At 58.6% G+C, this 24,240-nt stretch carries 20 protein-coding genes, 1 other RNA gene and 3 pseudogenes; 17 read left to right on the top strand and 7 right to left on the bottom strand.

What is annotated here, in order from left to right; translation table 11 throughout:
- The first annotated feature begins 12 nt into the window (after positions 1-12).
- Complete coding sequence (locus tag BN1241_RS07990; protein ID WP_077138327.1) at positions 13-984, top strand: ABC transporter substrate-binding protein; 972 nt, start codon at positions 13-15, stop codon at positions 982-984.
- 246 nt (positions 985-1,230) lie between these two features.
- Here the strand turns inward: BN1241_RS07990 and BN1241_RS07995 are convergent, their stop codons facing one another.
- Positions 1,231-1,917, bottom strand: coding sequence for an SDR family NAD(P)-dependent oxidoreductase (locus tag BN1241_RS07995; protein WP_077138414.1), 687 nt, complete (start codon positions 1,915-1,917; stop codon positions 1,231-1,233).
- A 148-nt stretch (positions 1,918-2,065) separates the two neighbouring features.
- Between BN1241_RS07995 and ffs the strand changes: the two genes are divergently transcribed.
- The 7 genes from ffs (at position 2,066) to BN1241_RS08025 (ending at position 11,774) form a co-directional block, all read left to right on the top strand.
- An RNA gene (gene ffs / locus BN1241_RS12340) (signal recognition particle sRNA small type) lies at positions 2,066-2,161 on the top strand.
- Positions 2,162-2,323: 162 nt separating this feature from the next.
- Complete coding sequence (locus BN1241_RS08000; protein ID WP_054953118.1) at positions 2,324-3,421, top strand: DUF2804 domain-containing protein; 1,098 nt, start codon at positions 2,324-2,326, stop codon at positions 3,419-3,421.
- 128 nt (positions 3,422-3,549) lie between these two features.
- On the top strand, positions 3,550-6,396 hold the full coding sequence (locus BN1241_RS08005; protein WP_077138328.1) for a DNA polymerase III subunit gamma and tau: 2,847 nt from the start codon (positions 3,550-3,552) through the stop codon (positions 6,394-6,396).
- Positions 6,396-7,031 carry a recombination mediator RecR gene (gene recR / locus BN1241_RS08010; protein ID WP_222704423.1) on the top strand — a complete coding sequence of 212 codons (636 nt, stop codon included), beginning with the start codon at positions 6,396-6,398 and terminating at the stop codon, positions 7,029-7,031. The genes BN1241_RS08005 and recR overlap by 1 nt, the downstream gene beginning before the upstream one ends.
- 113 nt (positions 7,032-7,144) lie before the next feature.
- On the top strand, positions 7,145-8,407 hold the full coding sequence (locus BN1241_RS08015; protein WP_054953120.1) for an aspartate kinase: 1,263 nt from the start codon (positions 7,145-7,147) through the stop codon (positions 8,405-8,407).
- Positions 8,404-9,444: an aspartate-semialdehyde dehydrogenase gene (locus BN1241_RS08020; protein ID WP_054953121.1), complete on the top strand. Its 1,041-nt coding sequence runs from the start codon at positions 8,404-8,406 to the stop codon at positions 9,442-9,444. The genes BN1241_RS08015 and BN1241_RS08020 overlap by 4 nt, the downstream gene beginning before the upstream one ends.
- A 419-nt stretch (positions 9,445-9,863) precedes the next feature.
- Entirely contained in the window at positions 9,864-11,774 is a 1,911-nt protein-coding gene (locus BN1241_RS08025; RefSeq protein WP_315968848.1) for a DUF6541 family protein, read from the top strand.
- Between the two features lie 166 nt (positions 11,775-11,940).
- On the opposite strand, the gene BN1241_RS08030 is transcribed toward BN1241_RS08025, so the two are convergent.
- Both BN1241_RS08030 and BN1241_RS08035 read right to left on the bottom strand, forming a co-directional pair.
- On the bottom strand, positions 11,941-12,423 hold the full coding sequence (locus tag BN1241_RS08030) for a DUF2304 domain-containing protein (RefSeq protein ID WP_082418276.1): 483 nt from the start codon (positions 12,421-12,423) through the stop codon (positions 11,941-11,943).
- A 7-nt stretch (positions 12,424-12,430) separates the two neighbouring features.
- Positions 12,431-13,123, bottom strand: coding sequence for a glycosyltransferase family 2 protein (locus tag BN1241_RS08035; protein ID WP_054953123.1), 693 nt, complete (start codon positions 13,121-13,123; stop codon positions 12,431-12,433).
- 120 nt (positions 13,124-13,243) lie between these two features.
- Between BN1241_RS08035 and BN1241_RS08040 the strand changes: the two genes are divergently transcribed.
- Genes BN1241_RS08040 through BN1241_RS08055 form a run of 4 tightly spaced genes read left to right on the top strand, consistent with a single transcriptional unit; the run spans position 13,244 to position 17,125 of the window.
- Positions 13,244-13,840 (top strand): acyltransferase, encoded by a 597-nt coding sequence (locus tag BN1241_RS08040; RefSeq protein ID WP_054953850.1) that lies wholly within the window; start codon positions 13,244-13,246, stop codon positions 13,838-13,840.
- Positions 13,840-14,952, top strand: a complete 1,113-nt coding sequence (locus BN1241_RS08045; protein ID WP_054953124.1) for a DegT/DnrJ/EryC1/StrS family aminotransferase — start codon at positions 13,840-13,842, stop codon at positions 14,950-14,952. The genes BN1241_RS08040 and BN1241_RS08045 overlap by 1 nt, the downstream gene beginning before the upstream one ends.
- Entirely contained in the window at positions 14,952-15,944 is a 993-nt protein-coding gene (locus BN1241_RS08050) for a Gfo/Idh/MocA family protein (protein WP_054953125.1), read from the top strand. Before BN1241_RS08045 ends, BN1241_RS08050 begins: the two co-directional genes overlap by 1 nt.
- On the top strand, positions 15,944-17,125 hold the full coding sequence (locus tag BN1241_RS08055; RefSeq protein ID WP_077138329.1) for a glycosyltransferase family 4 protein: 1,182 nt from the start codon (positions 15,944-15,946) through the stop codon (positions 17,123-17,125). Before BN1241_RS08050 ends, BN1241_RS08055 begins: the two co-directional genes overlap by 1 nt.
- A 261-nt stretch (positions 17,126-17,386) precedes the next feature.
- On the opposite strand, the gene BN1241_RS08060 is transcribed toward BN1241_RS08055, so the two are convergent.
- Positions 17,387-18,618 (bottom strand): IS3 family transposase gene (locus BN1241_RS08060; protein WP_147599167.1). Its coding sequence is split into 2 segments (ribosomal slippage): positions 17,387-18,330 and positions 18,330-18,618, totalling 1,233 coding nucleotides; the frame shifts between segments, so codons are not numbered across the junction.
- A gap of 51 nt (positions 18,619-18,669) precedes the next feature.
- Positions 18,670-19,706, bottom strand: a pseudogene (locus BN1241_RS08070) (IS3 family transposase); the annotation flags it as partial.
- Positions 19,707-19,787: 81 nt separating this feature from the next.
- On the opposite strand from BN1241_RS08070, the gene BN1241_RS08080 reads away from it, so the two are divergent.
- The 3 genes from BN1241_RS08080 to BN1241_RS13000 are packed head-to-tail and all read left to right on the top strand — an operon-like array spanning position 19,788 to position 20,971.
- Complete coding sequence (locus BN1241_RS08080) at positions 19,788-20,366, top strand: major tail protein (RefSeq protein ID WP_054951908.1); 579 nt, start codon at positions 19,788-19,790, stop codon at positions 20,364-20,366.
- A gap of 12 nt (positions 20,367-20,378) precedes the next feature.
- Positions 20,379-20,777 (top strand): hypothetical protein, encoded by a 399-nt coding sequence (locus BN1241_RS08085; RefSeq protein ID WP_054951909.1) that lies wholly within the window; start codon positions 20,379-20,381, stop codon positions 20,775-20,777.
- Between the two features lie 44 nt (positions 20,778-20,821).
- A complete protein-coding gene (locus BN1241_RS13000; RefSeq protein WP_187117579.1) occupies positions 20,822-20,971 on the top strand; it encodes a hypothetical protein in 150 nt (49 codons plus the stop codon).
- 211 nt (positions 20,972-21,182) lie between these two features.
- Here the strand turns inward: BN1241_RS13000 and BN1241_RS08090 are convergent, their stop codons facing one another.
- Entirely contained in the window at positions 21,183-21,479 is a 297-nt protein-coding gene (locus BN1241_RS08090; protein ID WP_390618021.1) for an integrase core domain-containing protein, read from the bottom strand.
- Between the two features lie 2 nt (positions 21,480-21,481).
- A pseudogene (locus BN1241_RS08095) lies at positions 21,482-22,615 on the bottom strand (IS256 family transposase); the annotation flags it as partial.
- A 199-nt stretch (positions 22,616-22,814) separates the two neighbouring features.
- Between BN1241_RS08095 and BN1241_RS13615 the strand changes: the two are divergent.
- Both BN1241_RS13615 and BN1241_RS13295 read left to right on the top strand, forming a co-directional pair.
- Positions 22,815-23,564 (top strand): annotated as a pseudogene (locus BN1241_RS13615) (alcohol dehydrogenase catalytic domain-containing protein); the annotation flags it as partial.
- A 118-nt stretch (positions 23,565-23,682) separates the two neighbouring features.
- Positions 23,683-23,994, top strand: coding sequence for an MDR/zinc-dependent alcohol dehydrogenase-like family protein (locus BN1241_RS13295; RefSeq protein WP_230198287.1), 312 nt, complete (start codon positions 23,683-23,685; stop codon positions 23,992-23,994).
- Positions 23,995-24,240 lie beyond the last annotated feature (246 nt).

The raw sequence follows: 24,240 nt of genomic DNA on the forward strand, positions 1-24,240 counted from the left end.
AGAAAGACAAACATGAAGAAATTTGGCAAATTTGCTGCCCTAGCAATGTCGGGGCTCCTGGCGCTAGCTGCCTGCGGATCGGATGATGGCCTGGAGGAGTCCGAAGACGGCCTGACCAAGCTCACCGTCTACCACATCACCACACTCGACTCGACCCCTCTCTACCTAGGCGTTGAGGAAGGCTTCTTTGAAGACGAAGGCCTCGACGTGGAAGTGAAAATCGCCGAATCCGGTTCCGCGATCATCCCCTCCGTCGTCAACGGTGAAAGCCCCATCGGCTACGCCAACGTCGTCTCTGACCTTGCTGCCATCGATCAGGGACTCGACATCAAGTTCGTTTCCAACTGCTGCGGTGTCGCCGGAATCGACGAAGAGTCCACCTCGGGCGTGTTCGTCATGCCGGATTCGGACATCGAATCCCCCGCTGACCTCGCGGGCAAGACCATTGCCGTGAACTCCACCAAGAACCTCGGTGACGTCACCATTCCGGTTGCCCTCGAAAACCAGGGAATCGACCCCTCCGGAATCGAATACGTTCCGATGAACTATGCTGACATGTCAGCCGCCCTAGAACGCGGTGACGTGGATGCAATCTGGATGGTAGAACCCTTCCAGACCATCGCGGAAGACAACGGCTACCGCCGTGTCATGTCGAACTTCGCAGAGGCCTTCCCGGACTCCACCCTCGGCTACTACATCACCTCAGGTGACTTCGCCGAAGAAAACCCCGAAGTTGTTGCCGCCTTCCAGCGCGCGATGAGCCGCTCCAACGAATTCGCGACGGAAAACCATGACCGCCTCCGCGAGCTCGCGGTATCGGAGATTGGACTCACCGAAGAGGTAGCCGAACGCGTCTCGTTTGCAACCTTCGAGCCCGGCCTCGACACCGAGTCGATCAAGCTCTGGGGTGAAGCCGCCGTCAACGAGGGCGTTATCTCCGAAGAACCCGACTACGACTCACTCGTCATCGAACCCACCGAGTAAAAAACTCGGACCAGCACAACCAGTAGCTGGATTCGCTCACGAGCAAAGACAGTGCACCCGCCCGTTCAACAGAACGAGGCGGGTGCCCTGCATTTATCCAAGAACTCCATAAACGCTTGTAGTCGCGAGAAGTTGTGATTTGCCGTGACGATGTGGAGCACGGGCGCGACGTTGAACTTACTGGCTTTCGCCTTGCTCGCGATGCTCGCGCCGTTGCTGAAGGTCCCTCAAACCACCGTCAGATTGTTACTTGAATGGGGTGATGGTCAGCTCATCGATCACGACATCCGCTGGTGCTTCCAACACCTGCATGATCGACCACGCAACAGATTCGGCAGACATCGCGCTCGAAGGATCGAACTCTCGGTCCTGCTTTGCCGCCATGTCCCTCTGCATATCCGTATCGATCCGCCCCGGATTTACGATGCTGACTCGAATGTCTCGCTCCTCGGCACGCAACACCTGCGCAGCTTTCGTGAGCGCAGCCTTGCTACTCGAGTAGGGCAGCCACCCGGGGAACACAAGATCCGCTGCCGTTGAGCCAACAAAGACAGCCGTGCCCCGGGACTTTCGCAAGGGAGGGAGGAGGGTGCGGGTGAGGAGGATGGGGGAGAGGACATTGATCGCGTACACGTCCGTGAGGAATGAATCGGACATGTTGCTCACCGGAACCGCCCCTTCAATCCCCGCGCAGCTGATGAAGCCGTGCACGTCAATGTCGGACTCCGCAATGAAGTCGCCAACGGCCTGTGCCACCTGCTCGGGCTGACTCAGGTCACCGATGACAACATCGGCTGTGGGGAAGAGCTGTGAGAGTTCCCGTGCGCGTTGCTCGTCGCGAGCAAGCAGGATCAGATGCCAGGAGTCGGATAGTTTTTCGGCAAGGGCTGCACCAACGCCACGCCCCGCCCCTGTCAGCACACAAGTTCTCATGCCTCCCATTATCCTGCCCTCCTCCCACCGGCCCAACCCAGGACCAAGAGAAGGACGAGAAGTTTCGGATGATCACAGAGAGACGGGGAACAACGGTGGCGTTAGAAGCCCCGCTTTTCATCGTGGGAACCTTTTGGGCTAGAATGGTGGCGGCTCCCCACGTGACGTTATCTCGTATACCGCCCCAGGGTCGGAAGGCAGCAAGGCAATGCGGGCTCTAGCGGGTGCGTGGGGAGTCTTTTAATCTCCCCTGCCCATCAGTGCATTAGTGAAACCAAAATCGTGCACTCGGATGATCCCGTGCATGCCCCGATTGGCTCCTTCGCTTTTAGCTTGGGCGAGTGGGGGTAAGGGGTCGAGGCTTTGTTCTACTACGACCCTTCCATTGACTGCGTACGATCGAACTATGTGCAATGGGGAACGTGAACTGACCAAATCGGTCAGCCTTGTCGGAGCAGACGGGCTACTGAATCCAGATGCTGTGGGATGGTCTCGACATCCGCTCCACGACACGTCAGGGATCGGTATTGGAAACGGTGCCCGCCCGAAGGCGTGGGGCCGGAACAAACGCTGGGAATACTGGCTCGTCATGACTCCCACCCATCTGTTTTCTTTGACGGTCAGCGATGTTGACTACGCTTCCTCACACACCGTGTGGGCCTATGAAATTCCCACCGGCAAGCGCATCGACGTGACGGCAATCGTTCCCTTCGCACGGGGAACCGTGCTCCCGCCGAGCTCGGGTGATGGGAGTGCTCGCGGTGGGTCGATGAGTTTCGGTGGTCGAGTCCTACCCCGTGGGCCGGGTCGCATGAGAGCCTTGATTGACACTCTTAAGGGCGGCACTCGGCTGCGTGCCGCAGGCCAGTCTGAAAAGAGATCGAATGCGGGATGGAGCCGCGTAAGATTCGATGTCACGGCACACCGTTCCCCCGATCACGAATCCCTTGGCGTTTTTGTGCCCTGGTCTGACAAGCGCTTCCAGTACATGGTGAAAGAAACCGCACTTCCAGCGACCGGATACCTGGAACTTGACGGTGAACTTCTAGAACTCCCGGAGGGCGAATCCTGGGCAATTCTCGACCACAGTCGAGGCAGGTGGCCGTACAGGGTGGACTGGAACTGGGCAGCCGCAAGTAGCCCGGCCGAGAGTCCCTCAGGAACCGTGAGTGTGGGAATCCAGTCCGGAGCAAAGGGGACCGACGGCACGGGCGCTCGCGAAAACGCCATCACCGTGGACGGCAGGCTCTACCCCATCCACGAGGACATCGCGATGGACTACGAGTTTGGGAGGTGGCACAAACCCTGGCACCTACATTCGCCCTCCGTCGATCTCTGGCTCGAACCATTCTGGAACCACGATGCCGTGACCGACGTCAGAGTTATCGCCGTGAAAGCCAACCAGGTATTCGGCTACTACAGCGGCACCGTTACCGTGGATGGTCAACAGATTGTCATCGACAGGATGCTGGGCTTTGCCGAGGATGTTCGAAACAAGTGGTAGCAACCTCGACAAGAGGACGCACCCCCGCCATCAGTCCCGACCACACCGCTAACTAACCTGTTCTTGTGGCCTGGGAGGCACTTGGCTAGTCTTTCGCGAAGCCACAGCTAGGCAACTAGACTAGGGCCGTGAGCACTGCACTGTATCGACGTTACCGGCCCGAAACCTTTGAAGAAGTTGTCGGGCAGGAACACGTGACGGTTCCGCTCATGGCCGCTCTGGAAGGCGACCGGACCAACCATGCCTACCTGTTCTCCGGCCCCCGCGGTTGCGGTAAAACCACCTCGGCCCGCATCCTTGCTCGCTGCCTCAACTGCGCGAATGGACCAACAGCCACCCCCTGCGGCACCTGTGATTCCTGCGTTGAACTGTCACGTAACGGCCCGGGTTCCCTGGATGTTGTGGAGATGGACGCGGCCTCGCACGGAGGTGTGGAAGATGCTCGTGACCTGCGGGAGCGTGCAGGCTTCGCCCCGGTCCGTGACCGCTTCAAAGTCTTCATCATTGACGAGGCCCACATGGTCTCACCCCAAGGTTTTAATGCGCTCCTGAAAGTTGTGGAGGAGCCGCCCCCGCACGTGAAGTTCATCTTCGCCACCACGGAACCGGAAAAGGTGATCGGGACGATCCGGTCCCGCACCCACCACTACCCCTTCCGTCTCGTTCCACCCGGGATCCTGGAGGATTACATGGCGGGACTGTGCGAGCAGGAAAACGTCACGGTCGACGATGGGGTTCTCCCACTCGTTGTGCGAGCCGGCACCGGTTCCGTCCGTGACTCCCTCTCCGTGCTCGACCAGCTGATTGGCGGTGCGGGAGACAACCACGTGACCTACCCAACCGCGGTATCCCTCCTTGGCTACACGGACGGTACGCTGCTCGATGAGACCGTAGATGCCGTTGCCGATAGCGATGGTGCTGCACTCTTCGCCTCCGTGGCAAAGGTCGTCGAATCTGGCCTTGACCCCAGGCGATTCGTTGAGGACCTGCTCGAGCGACTGCGCGACCTGGTGGTGCTGGCGCTCGCCGGATCCGAAGCCCGCTCCGTTCTCGGGACGATCCCCGAGGATCAGCTGAGTCGCATGACTGCGCAGGCTGAGAGGCTTGGTGCTTCCAGGGCCTCCAAGAGCGCCGATCTGACCAACACTGCACTGTCCGAGATGGTGGGGGCAACCTCGCCCCGCCTCCAACTCGAACTCCTATGCGCCCGCCTTCTCCTTGCTTCCGCAACGGTCCAAGCCAACGCAGCAGGTACCGGTGGGGGATCGCCCGCCGGTGGTGTGGCTGACGCGCGAGCAGCGGCACGCAACTTCATGAAGAAGGACCCCAAGAAGGGACAGCCGCAAGCTCAGGACAAGCAGCAGGCGACCCCGCCAGTACAGGTCCCACTATCAAGTCTCCCCTCCACTCCAACGACCGCCGCGACTACCCCTGCCGTGCCGGCACCTACCGCTTCTTCTTCCCAGCAGGCAGCAGATCCGGCACCCAAAAGCTCTGCACCGGCTGCTTCAACAGCACAGCCCACCCGCCTTGTGCCGGAGCCTCCGGCCCAAGAGCAGAGCACTCAGACCGAAGCCAAGGCCGAGGAACAGCAGCCCGTTCAGGGTCAAGAGCAAGGGCAAGCTCCCGTGCAGGAGGCCGAGCGAGCCGTTCCTCCTGCTCCGCGAGCAGATCCCCAGGCCGTGGCTGTGCAGGAGCCGACCGAAGTTGACAATGAACTCCTGGGAACGCTCCGTAATCTGTGGCGGCAGGCCATGGCCGATCCGCGGGTACCCCGAGGCACCTCGAACTTCATTCGGGACAACCAGGGTGCCACGAGCGTGCTCGGCGGTAATCTCCACTTTGATTTCCCCACGGAACAAGTCGCGAACCAGTTTGTTGATGAGGGGCGCTCGGGCGGACTCGAAACAGTATTCAGCGAGATACTGGGACAAAGAATCCAGGTGAACGTTGGAGTCAAGGGTGCCCCAAAGACAACGGGCCGCGAATCGGCTGATGATGCGGAGGGTGACAGGCCAGTAGCGCCCAGCTCCGCCACTCAGGCTCCCACCACTCCAGGTGAGGAGGGTGACGCGAGCGGGCGCCCACCTGCCTCCACACCAAGTCCGCCACCAGTGGCGGTACCTCCGGTGATGTCACCCGTGCCCATTCCACCCGTGACACCTCCACCGGGTCTCCTCAAGGAGGGTGCTCCCGAACCGAATAGTGGTGCACGAGAGCAAAGCAATACGGGAACGACTGTTCCTGACCGGCCCGGCATGGCACAGGACTCTCACCGGGAGGAGACTTTCTCCACGGGTGATGACGTGCGTCCCGCTGGTGAGACTGATGTTCAGCCCGCGCCAGAGGCTACGCCTAGACCAGTAGGGCAGGCGGGTGCGGACTCTAATGGGACCGAACAGGGGCCGGAGGGTGATGAACGGGTGAGCCCGGCTGCGCCGTCGAGCCAAGGTGACAAGACCACCGGTGACGGTGGTAGGCCGCTGTCGGCTATCGAGCGGGCGAGTGCGAGGTCTGCCGCGAGCAGGGCAAGTGCCGAGAGCCCCGCGGACTCGTGGAGCGGAAGCTACGGGGGTGGCCCGAGCGACTTCCCCGGTGGTGAGCCCACGCCCCCCGATGATGACGAATACGGGGACCCGTACGACGGGTTGCCGTCAGATCTGCCAGACATTGTTCGCGAGGACTTCCCTGCACCCCCGCCGGCTGCGATGCCAAAGTTCCCGGCACCACCCCCGCTCAACGCCCCCACCACGGGCGGCCCGAAGCTGGCTCGTGATCCGAAAGAGATGTTCAGTCGGCTTTCCGACTACCGTGGGACGGTAGCCCCGGCCGAGGAACCGGTCGAGGTTGAAGACGAAGAAGACACCGTCTCGGACGACGATCCGTTGGCGACCGAGGTGCAGGGGATTGGTTTGCAGGTAGTGCTCGACATTCTTGGTGGCGAGATTATTGAAGAAATTGAGGAGGAAGCCTAGTGGCTGGTGTGTATGACGGTGCGGTCCAGGATCTCATCGACGAACTGGGCCGACTCCCCGGTATCGGCCCCAAGGGAGCACAGCGCATCGCGTTTCACATCCTGTCCGCAGAAGAAGCCGATGTTCAGGCGCTTATTGATGCCATGAGTGCCGTGAAATCCAAGGTAAAGTTCTGCTCCATTTGCGGCAACGTCACCGAGCAGGAGATCTGCAAAATATGCTCCGACACGAGGCGCGTCGACACCGTCATTTGTGTCGTGGAAGAACCGAAAGACATTGTGGCCATCGAACGGACCCGCGAGTTCCGCGGCAAGTACCACGTGCTCGGCGGCACCATCAATCCGATTGAAGGCGTGGGCCCCGAAGACCTTCGCATCAGGCAGCTCTTCACCCGCCTGGCTGACGGGAAAGTCCAAGAGGTCATTATCGCGACCGACCCGAACATTGAAGGGGAAGCAACCGCTTCCTTCCTCATCCGCTCCCTCGCGCCGCTCGGAGTAAACGTGTCACGGCTCGCCTCCGGACTGCCCGTGGGCGGTGACCTTGAATACGCTGACGAGATCACGCTGTCGCGGGCGTTTGAGGGGCGAACGATGGTGCATAGGACCTCAGCCGAGGATCAGCCGGGGAAATAGCGCCTAATATAGCGATTATCACCATCCACAGAGTGAGAATTGTTGACTGCGCCGTACCCCCAAAAACCAAAATATTCAACAATGGAGAACACCCAACCTACGGAGTTGACACAGTGAGCCTAGTAGTCCAAAAGTACGGCGGATCGTCCGTGTCCGATGCGGAAGCGCTCAAGCGCGTCGCACGTCGCATCGTTGACACGAAAAAAGCCGGCAACGACGTTGTCGTTGTCGTCTCTGCCATGGGCGACACAACCGACGAACTCCTCGACCTCGCATCCCAGGTGACGGACAACCCGCCCGCACGCGAGATGGACATCCTCCTGACTGCCGGTGAACGAGTCTCCATGTCACTGCTCGCCATGGCAGTGAACGAACTCGGAGTACCCGCCCACGCCTACACCGGGCAGCAGGCCGGCCTGCGCACCGACAACCAGTACGGCAAGGCCTCCATCGTCGGTATCGTTCCCGAACGCATTGCCCGCGACGTGAAAGACGGCTCCGTAGCGATCATCGCCGGATTCCAGGGAGTGAACGAACTCAACGACGTCACTACCCTTGGCCGCGGCGGCTCTGACACGACCGCGGTGGCGCTCGCGGCCGCCATGCATGCTGACGTGTGCGAAATCTACACGGACGTTGATGGACTGTTCTCGGCAGACCCCCGCATCGTCCCCTCCGCCCACCGCATTCAGTCACTCGACTACGAAGAAACACTCGAACTGGCCGGGCAGGGAGCCAAAATCCTGCACCTGAGGGCAGTGGAATTCGCACGCAAATACAACGTGCCCCTCCACGTGCGCTCCTCATTCTCCGAACTGGAAGGAACCTGGATCATGAACAAGGACGAACGGGGCCTCGAAGCACCGATCATTACCGGAATCGCCCACGACCGATCCCAGTCGAAACTCTCCATCCTCGGAGTACCCGATGTGCCCGGCAAGGCCGCCAAGGTATTCGGCAAGGTCGCTGAAGTTGGCGCGAATATCGACATGATCGTGCAGAACGTTGCCGCCACCGAGCCCAACAAGACCGACATTTCCTTCACCCTCCCCGCCGACAGCGCAGAGCTCGCACTCGAAGCGATCAGAGGCATGAAGGACGACTTGCAGTACCGGGAAGTCACCTACAAGGAAAAGGTTGGCAAGCTTTCCCTGATCGGTGCCGGCATGCGCTCTCACCCGGGCGTATCCGCACGCCTCTTTGGAGCGCTCGCCAATACCGGGATCAACATTGACATGATTTCAACCTCCGAGATCCGCATCTCCGTCGTCGTTGGAATCGACCAGCTGGATGAAGCTGTCCGAGCAGTCCACAGCGCATTCGATCTCGATGCCGAAGATACTCAGGCAGTGGTTTATGGAGGAACAGGACGATGAGCATCACACTCGCAATTGTTGGCGCAACCGGCCAAGTCGGCCAGGTCATGCGCGACCTACTCGAGCAGCGCGGCACCACCTTCGACAAGATACGTTTCTTCGCATCCGCACGCTCCGCCGGCAAGGAAATCAGCTTCCGCGGCGAAAACATTGTCGTCGAAGACGTGGCGACCGCCGACTACGCCGGCATCGACATCGCCATCTTCTCCGCAGGTGGCAGCACCTCGAAGGAATACGCCCCCAAGTTCGCTGCCGCTGGCGCAGTTGTTGTTGACAACAGCTCGGCATGGCGCAAGGATGACGAGGTTCCCCTCGTTGTTTCCGAAGTGAACCCCGAGGCGATCGCGAACCGCCCCAAGGGCATCATCGCGAACCCGAACTGTACGACGATGGCCGCCATGCCTATCCTCAAGCCCCTCCACGAGCAGGCCGGCCTCAGCCGCCTCATCGTTTCCTCCTACCAGGCAGTGTCCGGATCCGGACTTGCCGGTGTCGAGGAGCTCACGGGCCAGGTGCAGGAAGCAGTCAAGCAGGATCCCACCCAGCTCGTCACGGACGGCTCGGCGGTAACCATGCCCGAGCCCAACACCTACGTCGCGCCCATCGCCTTCAACGTTGTCGCGTTCGCCGGCGGCCTGGTGGACGATGGCAGCCTCGAGACCGATGAGGAGCAGAAGCTTCGCAACGAGTCACGCAAGATCCTGAACCTGCCCGAACTGGCAGTATCCGGCACATGCGTGCGCGTACCGGTTTACTCGGGCCACGGACTCGCCATCAACGCAGAGTTCGACTCCGCCATCGACGTCGACAAGGCTAAGGAACTGCTCGAAGCAGCTCCCGGCGTCAAGGTCGTTGACGTACCCAACCCGCTTGAGGCAGCCGGCCAGGATCCGTCCTTCGTTGGTCGCCTCCGCCAGGACCAGTCTGTCCCCGGCGGCAAGGGCCTTGCCATGTTTGTCGTAGCGGACAACCTCCGCAAGGGCGCCGCTCTCAACGCAGTCCAGATCACCGAACTGCTCATTGACGAACTGAGCTAGTTCGTAAAGAACAGCACAAGCGAATTACAACTGAAAAGTTGAGGTGGAGGGCGAGAAAATGTCTCGCCCTCCACTCCGTCTTGAGTTGCGTTGATCCTTGTGGTGCCTATTCTCAATCGCCTCGAGCTGTCACCTCGGTCGAGCTGCCATGATCTGTCCAGGACTCGCGATAGCTTTGCGACTCTGATTGCTTAAGTGAAGTGATGAGAAACGGTGCAATTGCGCACCACTCGGGTTCAACTGTTTGCCACTTGGTAAAGTAGGTGATTGTTGCCATCTCTTTTTACCCAAGTTCTTCGGTGTAGCTCATTGGTGAAAGTGCATGGCATATCCATGCGTGGAAATGATGTCGGCTAAGGGAGCTGGGTGCAAAGATGTCGTGGACTGGTCTAGCGCTGGCCACTGTGGCTTTGGCACTGATGACGATCCAGCCCGGCTACTCCATAGCTCGCCTCTTTCGGATCCCACGACTTCTTGCATTAGGCGCCGGTCCAGTTCTGGGTCTGGGACTTTTTGCGGTTCTTGCGCACGTCTATAGTGCGCTTGGAATTCGCTGGGGCATGGCATCGGTTATTCCAGTCGGGCTTGCACTCGGTGGTCTCGCCGTCTTTGTTTCCCACCGACGCGGTGAACTCTCATTCTCGACCTGGACGGGTCTAGAGAAACGCCAGCTACTTGCTATCGCCCTCGGCACTGCCATTGGGGGAGGGCTTCAAGCATTTGGATTTTTGAGAGCACTGGTTGTGCCAAATGCTGTGCGAGTTGGCTGGGATGGGGTCTATCACCTGTCGGGTGTGCGTGCCGTCGTCGAGACAGGTGATGCATCGGTTTTTGCGATGTCCCGCCTTTATCAGGATGGCGAAGGAATCTTCTACCCGACCGGTTTTCACTCCCTTGCGGGACTTCTTCCGTGGGTCGATGTTGAAGTTGCGCTTAACTCAACGGTTATCTTTGCCAGCGCGATAGCTGTTCCGCTCGGCACCGCAGTGCTGGCTACTCAAGTCTTAAAGAAATACCCAGCCATAGCCTTTGCGGCACCCATCTATTCGGTTTGGATGCTGAGTCTCGTCGGGGTTGTTTTCGGGCAGCGAGCAGCACTTCCTGCGGGATTGGCGGCAAGCCTTGTTCCCGGCGCGCTTGCACTCATATGGCACATCAGCTTCGAACGACTCCGTCTCGTTCACATTGTGCCGATCCTGCTACTCGTTGCTGGGGTTGTCTATGCGCAGCCGTCGGTCATGGTGGCCGTGGGACTATTTGCCATTCCGCCCCTCCTCCTAGGTCAGGGACCGAAACTGTGGAAGGTGATGATCGGTGGAAACAAGCTAATCCCAGTCGGGGTAGGTCTCGTTGCCGGCTTTGCCCTGATTCTCGTTAACTACATCCTCACCCATCCCCGGGTGCAGTCGGTTGCGAACTATCCGAGAGCTCCCCACTTGGAAGATAACTGGGAGCGGCTCGGAGCGGTTCTTATCGATGAATCCGTCCAGTTCGGTCCCGGAGTCAACTCGTGGCTTGTCATCATGCTCGTAGTTGTTGGTGCCGTATTTGCCATGGCCTGGAGAAAATCAACCGCGTTTGTTGCCGCCTGGATTGTCTGCATAGTCCTGGCGATGGGGGCAATGAAGGTTGATTGGTTGGGGAGCGTCTTCACCGGATTCTTCTACAATGACTTCCCACGTATTACCGCAATCCTTCCAGGATTTGTCGGGGTGCTAGCAGGAGCAGGAACTGTCCTCGCTGTTCTTTCCATTGCCAGAATCCTGCAAAAACTGCGACTTCATTCGACAATAATTGGCGTTATCTCTTTTGCCTTGCTCGTCGGCACTGTTGTTGTGGTGCGTGATCAAACAGATAACTTCCGTGAAGATATTCGAGTGGATCTGCTCGCCTTCAAGTACTTCACTCCTCACAGCGGAAAGATGAACACTGTTGTCGAGACGTGGGACGAGATTGAATACATCCGCGGCCTCTCAGAAGACCTTCCTGATGATGCTGTTATCGTTGGCAACCCACTAGGTGGTGCCAGCATGTTCTATGCGCTCGGTGGGATTGATTCGTACCCCAAGGCAATTAACACTTTCCGAGCCGGTACGGCTGAGCACTACCTTGTGCACAACTTCCACGACTATCTCACGGATCCGGCAGTGTGTGAAGCGGTGAGGGAACTGGGGGCCACCCATGTCTATCTCAAACCGGAAACCTATGCAGAAGGACTTGGGTCGTCAACGGGAAGGCCTGGATTCTTTGATGTACCCCACGATGCTCTAACTCTTGAGCGGGCCTATACCGACAAGATCGGACTGTGGAGAATCGACGCCTGCAATTAGCCCACCCATACTCATGCACGAGTGTTCTTTGATGAGGCAGGAGCGAGTTGGGCACTACTTTCATGTTTGAGAGTGAACCTCCCCGGTATGTGAATGCGAAGTTCACATACCGGGGAGGTTCCTTGTCTTGCGAGAGCACTCCGTCTAGAGAGAATGCAGGAAGAACCTAAGCTGAAGGCTGATCTGTTGGTTGCTCACCAGTGTCCTCGTTGGTCGCTTTCTGAGGGGCTTCTGGGGAGTCGAACTGCGTGCTTTCGGGCCGAGAGCGAGTAATTGCAAGCTCCCGAGCAAGGTCGGTAATCCTGTTCTCGAAAATATTCATTCGGCGATAACTCACGACCGCGTATGAAAGGAAGGAAATAACAAGGAGGTAGAGGACGAGGTCAGCGCCTCGCCCGACACCAACGAACTGTGCGACTTCCGTCGTGATTTCTGGGAACAGAATCGAGACCAGAGCAATGATTACAAAAAGAACAAGCAGGAGACGGCGTACTGCAACGTTTTTGGTATTCGAAGTCGAGCGGATGAGCAGAAACGCTACGATCAGTACTCCGACGATGAGGACCAGCTTGATCAGAAGAGAACCGCCGAAGGTGCCACTCGACGACTGCCCGGAAAGCTGCAGGGCGAAGGATTGAAAGTTACTCATTATTGACCTATCCAAATAGCATTTCAGTCACGATATTGACTCCGTTCAGGAGGCTCTGACCCTTCGAACGAGAATAGTCGGTGTAATCGATTGTCACGGAGTACTCAGTCCACGGTAGCTTCGTATCTGCCAATTGATTAATGATTTCTGAAGCGTGGGCCATCCGGTTCTGTTTCAAGTGAATTCGTTCCAGAGCATCCCTCCGCAAAACGCGAAGGCCGTTGTGAGCATCGGTGAGAACCATGCCGGTCCGATACTTTGTTGCTCGTGCAGCCGTGCGTAGTACGAGCTTTTTTAACCAACCGGCCTGGTGGGTTTCACTCAGGAAGCGGGACCCCAGAACAAAAGACAGGTCGTTATCCTCGGCGCAGTTCACCATGCCGAGTGCGTCGGAAGTGCGGTGCTGCCCATCGGCATCAAAGGTCACAACGTATTTTGCATCCGTGTAGGTGAGTACCCAGGAAAAACCGGTCTGGAGTGCAGCGCCCTGCCCAAGGTTGATGGGATGTTGTGCGACATGGGCACCGGCATCGCGAGCGAGAATCGCGGAATTATCGGATGATCCATCGTCAATGCAGACAATGTTGGGGAAAACTTTGAGCGTTTCGGTAATGACGTCGGCGATGACCGTGGCCTCATTATACAAGGGGACTACCAGCCATGTATCCCGAACAATTTCGGGTTCGTTAGTCTCGCTCATTGCCCTATTATGGCATGGTAGCCTTGATTCAGCCGTATGGCGTTGTTCAAATTGGAATCTATCAGTTGGCGATTGGTCGTCATACTAATTGTTGAAGAATTAACGGATTAGGTGGTGATGATGGCTACTCGCATTGTTGAGACAGCGGATGTTTCCGAGCAGGCCAGCATTGGTGACGGCTCGAGTATCTGGCATCTCGCTCAGGTCCGAGAGAATGCAGAACTGGGTAAGAACTGCATCGTGGGCCGAGGAGCCTACATCGGTGAAGGCGTTGTCATGGGCGACAACTGCAAGATCCAGAACTACGCCCTTGTCTACGAGCCAGCAAAGCTGGCCGATGGTGTCTTTATTGGGCCTGCCGCCGTTCTTACCAACGACCTCTATCCTAGAGCGATCAACGTTGATGGCACCCAGAAATCCGCTTCCGATTGGGACCACGTTGGAGTAACCCTTGAACGGGGTGCTTCCGTTGGTGCGCGAGCAGTGTGTGTTGCCCCGGTCGTCGTTGGCGAGTGGGCAACGGTCGCGGCTGGAGCCGTGGTCACGAAGGATGTTCCCAACTACGCGCTGGTGGCAGGTGTGCCGGCCAAGCAAATTGGTTGGGTGGGTGATGCTGGAGCTCGCCTCGAACAGGTAGAGCCGGGCATGTGGAAGTGCCCACTTACTGACAGTCTTTACGAAGAAACAGATTCTACAATTCGAAAGGTCGAGAGCTGATGGCAAGAGAGATGATCCCCGCAGCTAAGCCAATTGTTGGTGACGAGGAACGTGCCGCAGTTGATGCAGTACTAGCAACAGGTATGTTGGCACAGGGAGAGGAAGTCTTCTCCTTTGAAAAGGAGTTCGCATCAGCGCTCACTCCAGGTGCGACTGCCGTGGCAGTAAACTCGGGGACTTCCGCTCTCCACCTGGGCTTGCTCGCCGCAGGTATTGGACCCGGCGATGAGGTTATTGTCCCGTCCTTTACTTTCGCAGCAACTGCTAACTCAGTAGCAATCACCGGTGCGACCCCCGTCTTTGCCGACATCTCACACGAGGACTTCTGCCTGGATCCCGAATCCGTACGAGCAGCGGTGACTGAGAAGACGAAGGCGATCATGCCCGTCCACCTGTACGGTCACCCGGCAAACATGACCGAACTCGAAGCGATCGCTTCCGAGCATGGACTCATGATCTTCGAGGATGCCGCACAGGCACACGGTGCCTCGCTGAATGGTAAGCAGGTCGGCACTTTCGGTACCTTTGCCGCGTTCTCCCTGTATCCCACCAAGAACATGACCTCCGGTGAAGGCGGCATGGTGACCACCACCGATGAAAACGTGGTGCGACAGATTCAGTTGCTTCGCAACCAGGGCATGCTCAAGCAGTACGAGAACGAAGTTATCGGTCTCAACAACCGCATGACCAACGTCCACGCCGCCATCGGCCGAGTGCAGCTCCGCAAGCTTGAGGGCTGGACCAAGTCCCGCCAGGATAATGCCGCTTTCCTGAACTCGAACCTTGAAGGTGTGCTTACCCCGAAGCTCCGCGATGGCGCCGTGCACGTGTACCACCAGTACACGATCCGCATCGAAGGCTCCGACCGTTCTGAGCGTGATCAGTTCGCGAATGCTCTGCGTGAGGAATATCAGGTTGGTTGCGGCGTTTACTACCCGATTCCGAACCACCGCCTGCCTTCGCTTGCGCACTATGCTCCCGGTCTTGATCTGCCGGTTACGGAAACCGCAGCAAAGGAAGTTATCTCGCTTCCCGTGCACCCCTCGCTTAGCCAGGAAGACCTGGACCGTATTGTTGAGGCAGTGAACACTGTCGCGAAGGCAGGTGCATAGTGGCGAACTTGCGAGCAGGCCTCATCGGCCTCGGTTCTATGGGCCGTCACCACGCCCGTGTCATCCGTGAAATTGAAGGCATGGACCTCGTTGCGATCGCGGATCCGGCTGGAGATAAGTTCGGCGTTGCCAAGGGACTTGAAGTCCTCCCGGATGTTGACTCCCTCATCGCCGCAGGTATCGACACCGCCATGGTTGCCGTTCCTACGGTTTACCACGAGGATGTTGCCCTGAAACTGGCAGCGGCAGGCGTGCACACGATGGTGGAGAAGCCTATCGCGCACGATGTTGATGCTGGCAAGCGAGTCGCAGCAGCGTTCGCAGATTCCGATCTGGTTGGTGCGGTTGGTTATGTTGAGCGCTGCAACCCGGCGATCATGGCGCTTCGCCAGAAGCTCGCCGAAGGCATCCTGGGTGAGATCTACCAGATCCAAACCCGCCGCCAAGGCCCCTTCCCCGCCCGTATCTCCGATGTTGGCGTGGTCAAGGACCTCGCAACCCACGACATTGACCTGACCGCCTACGTTGCTGGGGCTGGCTACGCAAATGTGGCAGCACAGACTTCGCACCGGTCGGGCCGTGAGTTCGAGGACATGGTGATCGTGTCCGGTCAGCTAACCAACGGCATCATGGTCAACCACGTTGTGAACTGGCTGTCTCCCTTCAAGGAAAGGCTGACACTCGTCACGGGTGAGCGCGGTGCACTGGTCGCAGATACCCTGAACAACGATCTGACCTTCTACGAGAACGGCACCGAGCCGACTCAGTGGGATGTTGTTGCGCAGTTCCGTGGAGTGTCCGAAGGACCGGTGACTCGCTACGCGATCGTGAAGCGCGAGCCACTGCGAGTTGAGCAGGAGCGCTTCCGCGATGTGGTGAACGGCGAGGGAACCGAGATTGTCACGATGGAACAGGGCGTGGCAACGCTCGAGGTTATCGAGGCGATTTTGGGCTCTGCAAGCACAGGTGAGTCGGTCTCACTGTCTTCGTGATGAATTCCAAGCCGGCAAGAAGAGCCCGTCGAGTCACTCTTGCCACCCGTATTTGGGAACCGGAGCCTGCAGCAGCTGCTTTCAGGCTCCGCTCCCTTGCTGGACAAATGCGTCACCTCGGAGCCCGTGTTCAGGTCCATACCTCAACACCCCCTCCCAAACTGGTGGATGAGGCCAAGCGTGCCGACCAGAAAGCTAATTTCAAGGTTCGCCGCCACCGTGTGCTCCGGGGTGCGGATGGCTACCTGCGTGGTTACTTCCAATACCTCAGCTTTGATGTGCCACTTTTCTTCCACTTGCTCCTGGAAAAGAGCCCAGATATTTACGTGTGTGAACCGCCGCCAACCACCGGGATCATCACCCGCATAGTCTCGACTCTGAAGAGACGTCCCTACGTTTACTATGCTGCCGACATCTGGTCCGACGCTTCTGAGAGTGCCAATGTTCCTGGCTTTGTCGTTAGCGCGCTTAGGTTCGTCGAAGGTCTGGTGCTCAAGGAAGCGGCTCTAGTCATTGCAGTCAATGACGAGGTAGCATCACGAGCCAAGAATCTAGGTGCACGCAACGTCGAAACCGTCCGTAACGGTGTCGATACGACAATCTTCCGACCGGATGGTCCAGGTTCACCTCTTCGAGGTGAGCGGTACTTTGTTTATGCTGGCACCATGTCGGAGTGGCAGGGGAGCGAGGTCTTCCTCGATGCCTTCGTGAAGATCCATCGTGAATTTCCTGATGCCAAACTAGTGTTCGTTGGCCAGGGTAATGCCGTCGATGAACTCCGACAGACGATCGATGAGCACGGTATGGACAAAGCGGTCACTATCCTCCAACCTGTTTCTCCCGAAGAAGCTGCCGCCTATCAACGGGATGCGGTAGCCGCTCTCGTCTCAATTAAGCCAGGCATAGGGTATGACATGGCTTTCCCAACAAAGACTATGGCCAGTTGGGCATGCGGGACACCGGTGATCTATGCAGGTGCTGGACCAGCACGTGATCCATTGGAAGCGAACAAATTGGGGTGGGCAGTCGGCTACGATGCCGATGCGATTGCAACTGCCATGAAGTCAGCTCTCAGGGACCCTCAAGATTCCATGCGAATTGCTGAGTGGGCGAAGAGCGAAGTCTCACTCCAAAGCTCCTCGGAACGTGCAGCTCAGGCTATTCTTCGGTCCGTCGAATAACCGCAAAAACGCGTTACCCTCTAGCTCACGAATAACCAAATTGAGGAACAAATTGCTGTCCGCAGGTGTGCAGAGCGGTTGCCCTTAAGTCCAAGTGATACCCGTAATAGCTCTCCCGGTCATTCTGAAAGGTCAAGTCCCGTGTAGTGGTGTAGCGGTCTAGCTTTCGGCTCGGTATGAAGTTCGGGGTTTTGGGTTAGGCGGTTAGCTGGTGTTGGTCGCCATGATCACCTCCTGGGTGAAGTGCCCCGGGTTTTGTTCCTAGGCGTTTACCCTATTTTTGATTGTTTCTTGTGTTGGGTAGTGAGCCCAATAGTCGACTTCTACCTCGTGTGGTGTCCGATATCCCAGGCTTTGGTGGAGTCGGGCTTCGTTCCACCACGTCACCCATTGAAATGTGGCGATCTCGACCTCAATAACATCAGCCCACCGGCGGGTATGGATCAATTCATTCTTGTATGAGCCGTTGACATTTTCTGCTAGAGCGTTATCGTAGGAATCTCCCACTGTGCCGGTTGACGGAGTGATACCAGCCTCTGTCAGCTTGTCGTTATAGACAACGCTAACGTATTGGGAGCCGTGGTCAGCATGATGGACCAGACGCGTGGTTTCCTTCGCTGATGCAATGGCTTGATTCAATGCTTGTAAGGGGAGGGCTTCGGTCCGCATCGAATCCGATAGTGCCCAGCCCACGATCTTGCGGGAGAAGGCATCGGTGACAAACGCTGCATACACAAACCCTGTCACGGTGCGAACATAGGTGATGTCAGCAACCCATAACCGATTCGGTCCACTTGCTTGAAAGTCTCGTTTGACCAGGTCAGGGCGCGTATCAACAGTCCGTGGTTTACGTGTCGTGACAGGAGGCTTGCCTTTGCTCTTGCCGCATACCCCGGCCAGGCGCATCAACCGGCCAGTTTGCTCCCGGCCGATACTGATTCCTGCACGGCGCAGTACATGCCACATCTTGCGTACACCGTAGACCCCGTAGTTTTCTTCATGAATCTGGCAGATCATCTCCACGAGGTCAGCATCACGCAGTGCCCGGGCACTGGGGCCGCGGGATTTGGATTGGCGGTATCCCCGGGCAGTGATGAACCCGCCTTCGCGGTGCTGTTGTAACGTCTGGCAGATGAACTCAACCCCGAAATGATCACGGTATTCGTCGATGAATGAGATCATTTCTGACGTTTCGGGTCGAGTTCGGACGCGAAAAAAGCTGAGGCAGCTTTCAACAGTTCGTTGGTGTCACGAAGTTCTTGGTTCTCCCTGCGTAGCCGCGCATTCTCGGCGATCACGTCTTCCTCCGCACGGTGTACTCCACCGGCTTGACGAGCTTGTTGTACCCACTGGCGGGCTGTATGCCACGAAACCCCCAGCTTTGGGCCTACCAGTTTGCATGCTGCTTGGATGGATAGATTTTCTGCCAGAATACGGTCTTCTACGAGGCGAACCACACGGTCCTTCGCGTCCTGGTCAAACTTCTTCGGCATGGTCTAGATTTTCCCATCTACTCAGACGGAACAAAACCTGGGACAGTCCACAGTGCGATAGACCCGTTCGACTTTCAACGCGGCAAAAAATGACTCAGCCAGGGCATTATCCCAGCACACACCGGTGCGGCCCATGGATGAACGCATTCCAAGGTCTTTGAGGAGCGTGCGATAGCGTGCTGAGGTGTAGACACTTCCTCGGTCGGAATGGAAGATCGCACCGGGCTTGATCACTGTCGTTGCGGCAGCGTTCTTTAAGGCCTGCTCCACCAGAGATGATCGCATATGATCAGCGATCGACCAGCCCACCACTTTCTTGGAGAAGCAGTCGATGACCGTGGCGAGGTAGATGAAGCCCTGCCAGGTGCGGATATAGGTGATGTCGCCAACGAACTTGATCCCGGGACGATCGGCGGTGAAGTCACGCTCAACTAGGTCAGGGACCTCCTCAGCGCCCCGGGTATCAGGTGTGGTGGTGACTTTGTAGGGCCGGACCTGACAAGGCACTAGGCCTTCGTCTTTCATGATCTGACGGACCAGCTCAGGTGAGCACTCAATGGCTTCAGCTCTCAGATCGGCATGGATACGCCGATACCCGTAGATGCCCTCCGATTCTTCAAAGAAGAAAATGATTCGCTTTGCGAGCTGTTCGCGCCGGGCACCGGTTGCCGATTGGGGGCGGCTGCGCCAGTGATAAAACCCCGAGGTCGATACCTGGAGCCATCGGCACATTGACGTCACCGGATTCGTGTTAGCTGGGTCGTTGCGCAGGGAGTCGATGTACTCATACTTGCTCACTACCGCTGCTCCCTCGCGAAGTAAGCGCTGGCTTTTTTCAGGAACTCTCGCTCCGCGCGTAGCTCTCGGTTCTCTCGTTCCAGCTCTTTGAGCCGGGCCCGCTCAGGCAGGGTTAGTGCTTCTTCGTCCCCGACGTTCTCTTGGCGGTACTTATAGACCCAGCCTCGTAAAGTCTCAGGATTGACGCCGTAATCCTTGGCGACAGCCCTGACCGGTTTCGAGGAGGAGACGACCTCTCGACAAAGCTCGTCTTTGAACTCCTGGCTGTAATGCTTGCGTGTTGCCGACATAAACTCGGATCTCTCTTTCAGTAACGCCCCCTCGATTGTAAGAGGGCCCACTGTCCGAAATCCCTAGGCCGCCCAGCCACCATCGGACTCGACAAGCTCTACTACGCGACTATCACCGAAGACCCCACCACGGGCGAGGAAACCTACGCCACCCCCACTCAGCTTGCTAAAGCCATCAGTGCTGAGCTCTCTGTGGAACTGGCAGAAGCAATTCTGTACGCCGATGACGGAGCGAGCGAGATCGTGAAGGAATTCAAGTCCGGTACCCTCACCCTCGGCGTGGATGACCTTGGCACCGAAGCAGCCTCCGCACTCACCGGCGCACACGTCGATGCCAACGGGGTGCTGATCTCCACCTCGGAGGACAACACAACCCCGGTCGCGATCGGCTTCCGCGCCGCACGCTCCAACGGAAAGTACCAGTACTTCTGGCTCTACCGGGTCAAGTTCGCCCTGCCCACCACGACCCTGGCAACCAAGGCCGACTCCATTACGTTCTCCACCCCGACGGTGCAGGGCACAATCCTGCGCCGTAACAAACCAGACGCTACTGGTAAGCACCCGTGGCAGGCCGAAGTCACCGAAGGGGCTGCTGGAGTGAAGGACGAGACCATCAACGCCTGGTACCAGGCCGTCTACGAACCCGCCACCGCAGAGTAAGGAGCCCCCAACATGAGCACCAAGAAAAAGACCACGTCTGCTGCCACTGTGACTATCGGTGGCAGCGAGTATGAGTTGATTTCGACCACGCGGGCCACGCGCGAGATCGCTGCCCGCTACGGCGGGCTGGAGAACCTCGGCGAAGCCTTGGAGACCAGTGAGGACTTCGCACACACGCTCGGTGAGGTGATCTGGCTGATCACTTTGCTGGCGAACCAGTCGGTGGCGATTCATAACCTCACCCACCCAGATGACCCGCAGACCGAGTTGACGGTGGATGCGGTTGAGCTCCTGACCGTGCCTGCCGATCTGTCGGAGTACCGCTCTGCGATTGCTACCGCACTCCAGCACGGAACCCGCCGCACGATCGAAACCGCACCGGTCCCAAAAGACCCGGCATCGGGCGCGTAGATACCAGCCTAGCCGCCACTTTCACCCGGCTTACCTACATTGGCATGGCGCACCTGCACCTGCGCCCACTCGAGGTGGAACTCATGGTGTTCGGGCAGCTGCTTGATTTGGTGGATTGCTGGCTGATCGACACCGGCGGAGCCGAACCAGTCAGGTACTGGTTCATCGACGACATCATCCCCGCTGGGATTTAGCCAGGTCTGCGATCAGATTCCAGGGCAGGTGCGTGCGCACGAATCCGCTTCGCCTGCGCCTGGGAATGCTCAACGCTTCCTCGGCTACCCGCTGGAGGAGAGTGGTGTCTGCTCCGAGTGCTTCAGCAATCCACACCAGCCCTTCGGGGTGTTGGAGCCGGTTATAGGTCGGGGGGTGTCCCCCGAGTAGTGGACACGGCGTTGGTGTCAGTTAGGCAACGAGGCCTACGGTAGCAGCCGTCGTCGCGGTCTTGAAGGCAAGGGGCGAGCGGTAGTCCAGGGCTGAGTGGCGTCGGCGAGTGTTGTAGCGGGTGACCCACCGGAAGACCTCGCGACGGCACACCTCGGCAGAGTCCCACCCACGAGCACCTTGGAGAGTTTCTCGCTTGAGGGAGGCGTTGAACGACTCGGGCATCGCATTATCCGCACTCGAACCGATCCGGTCCATCGACTGGCGGACTCCCAACCGCCGACAGGTGGTCTGGAAGGCTGAGGAGGTGTATTGCAAATCCAGTCATCATGCTGCTCCGCGAGTACCGCCCCGACCAGACGAACCACCGCGTCCCGGTTTGGGAAGATGCTGACGATGTCGGTACGCCGGCGGATCTCCCGGTTCAACCTCTCCGTCGGATTATTCGACCAGATCTTGGTCCACACGGCCTTCGGCGCGTTCGTGAACGCCAGCAGCTCATTCAGAGCTTCCTCCAGATAATCGGCGACATGCGGGAACTTTTCCTCGCAAAACGCCACCACGTCCCGGGCCTGGTCCCACACGGATTTCGCATCCGGTTACTGGAAGATGGTGTGGAACATCGCCGACAACGTCGGCCACTGCGTCTTCGACACCAGCCCGGAGAGGTTCTTCGCGAAATGCGTCCGACACCGCTGCCACGAGGCATTCGGCAACACGCCCCCGATCGCATGCTGGATGCCCAGGTGCGCGTCGCTGGTGACCAGGTACACCTCATTCAGGCCCCGGGCCTTGAGATCCCTAAAGAATCCGGTCCAGGAGGCCACCGACTCTGCGGTGGCGACCTGCATACCGAGTAGTTCCCGGTACCCTTCGGCGTTGACCTCGGTAGCCAACAACACGGAGGTTTTCACGACGCGTCCGCCTTCGCGGACCTTCATGGTCAACGCGTCGCGGGAAACATAGAGGTACGGGCCGGTATTCAACGGCCGGGTGCGAAAATCCTCGACCATGGAGTCGAGGTCTTTGGCCATTTCGGAGACTTGGGACTTCGAGAGATTGTTGATGCCCAGTGAGGCGACCAGGTCATTCATCCTGCGGGTCGACACACCCTTCAGGTAGCAGGTGGCGATCACAGTGGTCAGGGCCCGTTCGGCACGTGTTCGTCGTTCCAGCAACCAGTCCGGAAAGAACGATCCCGTCCTGAGTTTCGGGACGGCGACGTCGACGGTGCCGACGCGGGTGTCGAGGTCGCGGTGACGGTAGCCGTTTCTCGTGTTGGTGCGGGACTCGGATGCGGTGGCGTAGTCGGCACCGCAGACCTGGTCGGCCTGGGTCGACAGGATCTGGTTGATGAAGCCCTGGAGCATCTGTCTCATCAAGTTCGGGGAGGCTTGAGACAGTAGGTCGTCGAGATAGGTGGTCGGGTCGATAGAATAAGGGCCAGCGGCCATCGTGGGTTTCCCTTTCGAGGAGATGTGAGAGTTGATTCGAAAGGTGACTTCGGTGGTCGCCCACGTCGTTCATGGGGTCCTCACCGGCAGTTACAGATACACCACGCTACGGGACACGACCTGGTAGGGTGGGAGGAAACCCAACAGATTAGCGCGCTGCCATTCCGTTCAGCGGCGGTGGCCCTGGCAAGGAGGACACATGAAAGCATTGACCTGGCAGGCGTCAAACACGGTGAGCGTGGAGGAGGTCCCGGACCCACAAATCCAGGAACCCACCGATGCGGTCATCCGGGTCACCTCGACCGCCATCTGCGGATCTGACCTGCACCTCTATGAGGTGCTGACACCGTTCATGGACAAGGGCGACATCATCGGCCATGAGCCCATGGGCATCGTCGAAGAGGTCGGCTCGGCCGTCACTCACATCAAGCCGGGGGATCGGGTGGTCATCCCCTTCAACGTTTCCTGCGGGCATTGCTTCATGTGCCGCCAGGGACTGCAGTCGCAGTGTGAAACCACCCAGGTCCGCGAATACGGGACCGGCGCGCAGTTCCTCGGTTACTCGCGGCTTTACGGCTCGGTGCCCGGCGGGCAGGCGGAGTACCTGCGCGTGCCGCACGCGGACTACGGGGCGATCAAGGTTCCCAACGTCGGCGAAGACGAGCGCTACCTGTTTCTTTCCGACGTCGTGCCCACCGCCTGGCAGGCCGTGGACTACGCGGCGGTCCCCGACGGCGGCTCGCTGGCGGTGCTGGGTTTGGGCCCGATCGGGCAGATGTCCGCCCGGATCGGCAAGCACCTGGGCTACCGGGTGATCGCGACGGATGCAGTGCCCGAGCGTCGCGCCATGGCCGAGCGTTACGGCATTGAAACGCTGGATTCCTCCGAGGACGGCGTGGCGGAGCAGCTCAAGGACCTGACCGACGGGCGTGGCCCGAACTCGGTGGTCGACGCCGTCGGCATGGAGGCGCACGGTTCGCCGGTGGCCGGCGCGGCCCCAGGCGGCCGTCGGCAAGCTGCCGTCGCCGCTGACCCGCAAAGCAATGGAAAGGGCCGGGGTGGACCGGATGAGCGCGTTGTACACCGCCATCGACTCCGTTCGCCGTGGCGGGACGATCTCGATCTGCGGCGTGTACGGCGGCATGAAGGACCCGATGCCGATGCTGACGATGTTCGACAAGCAGATCCAGCTGCGGATGGGCCAGTGCAACGTGCGCTCTTGGACCGAGACGCTGCTGCCGCTGGTGGACGACCCGTCCGATCCGCTGGGCGTGCTCGACCTCAAGACGCATACCGCCCCGCTGGATGAGGCTCCAGAGATGTACGAGAAGTTCCAGAAGAAGCAGGACGGCTGCATCAAGGTGGTGCTCAAACCGTAAATCCTGGACGTGTCGTCGGACCTTAGCCTTCACGCGAGGCTTGGGTCCGCCCTCACTTGAAGGCAGCCGCAATGCATGTTCTATGTTGCCACCCGTAAAGCAGAGTAGGCCTTCGGTAGCATGGAGCCGCTTGCCGATGTTATAGACGATCGCACGAACATAGGGTGAGCAGGGTTGTGCACACGTCTTTTGATCATTATCTGCTTAGTGCCTACGTGTACAAATGGGGGTTAGAAGTCCCGGGCA

It is taken from the genome of Flaviflexus massiliensis, from assembly GCF_001375495.1.
Classification (GTDB): Bacteria; Actinomycetota; Actinomycetes; order Actinomycetales; family Actinomycetaceae; genus Flaviflexus; species Flaviflexus massiliensis.

What these genes read in the sequence shown, in the direction of transcription:
- BN1241_RS08030 (WP_082418276.1), bottom strand. Translation starts at nt 12,423, where the DNA reads ATGAGTAACTTTCAATCCTTCGCCCTGCAGCTTTCCGGGCAGTCGTCG.
- BN1241_RS08020 (WP_054953121.1), top strand. Translation starts at nt 8,404, where the DNA reads ATGAGCATCACACTCGCAATTGTTGGCGCAACCGGCCAAGTCGGCCAG.
- BN1241_RS07990 (WP_077138327.1), top strand. Translation starts at nt 13, where the DNA reads ATGAAGAAATTTGGCAAATTTGCTGCCCTAGCAATGTCGGGGCTCCTG.
- BN1241_RS07995 (WP_077138414.1), bottom strand. Translation starts at nt 1,917, where the DNA reads ATGAGAACTTGTGTGCTGACAGGGGCGGGGCGTGGCGTTGGTGCAGCC.
- BN1241_RS08025 (WP_315968848.1), top strand. Translation starts at nt 9,864, where the DNA reads ATGACGATCCAGCCCGGCTACTCCATAGCTCGCCTCTTTCGGATCCCA.
- BN1241_RS08040 (WP_054953850.1), top strand. Translation starts at nt 13,244, where the DNA reads ATGGCTACTCGCATTGTTGAGACAGCGGATGTTTCCGAGCAGGCCAGC.
- BN1241_RS08055 (WP_077138329.1), top strand. Translation starts at nt 15,944, where the DNA reads ATGAATTCCAAGCCGGCAAGAAGAGCCCGTCGAGTCACTCTTGCCACC.
- BN1241_RS08035 (WP_054953123.1), bottom strand. Translation starts at nt 13,123, where the DNA reads ATGAGCGAGACTAACGAACCCGAAATTGTTCGGGATACATGGCTGGTA.
- BN1241_RS13000 (WP_187117579.1), top strand. Translation starts at nt 20,822, where the DNA reads ATGGCGCACCTGCACCTGCGCCCACTCGAGGTGGAACTCATGGTGTTC.
- BN1241_RS08045 (WP_054953124.1), top strand. Translation starts at nt 13,840, where the DNA reads ATGGCAAGAGAGATGATCCCCGCAGCTAAGCCAATTGTTGGTGACGAG.
- BN1241_RS08085 (WP_054951909.1), top strand. Translation starts at nt 20,379, where the DNA reads ATGAGCACCAAGAAAAAGACCACGTCTGCTGCCACTGTGACTATCGGT.
- BN1241_RS08000 (WP_054953118.1), top strand. Translation starts at nt 2,324, where the DNA reads ATGTGCAATGGGGAACGTGAACTGACCAAATCGGTCAGCCTTGTCGGA.
- BN1241_RS13295 (WP_230198287.1), top strand. Translation starts at nt 23,683, where the DNA reads ATGAGCGCGTTGTACACCGCCATCGACTCCGTTCGCCGTGGCGGGACG.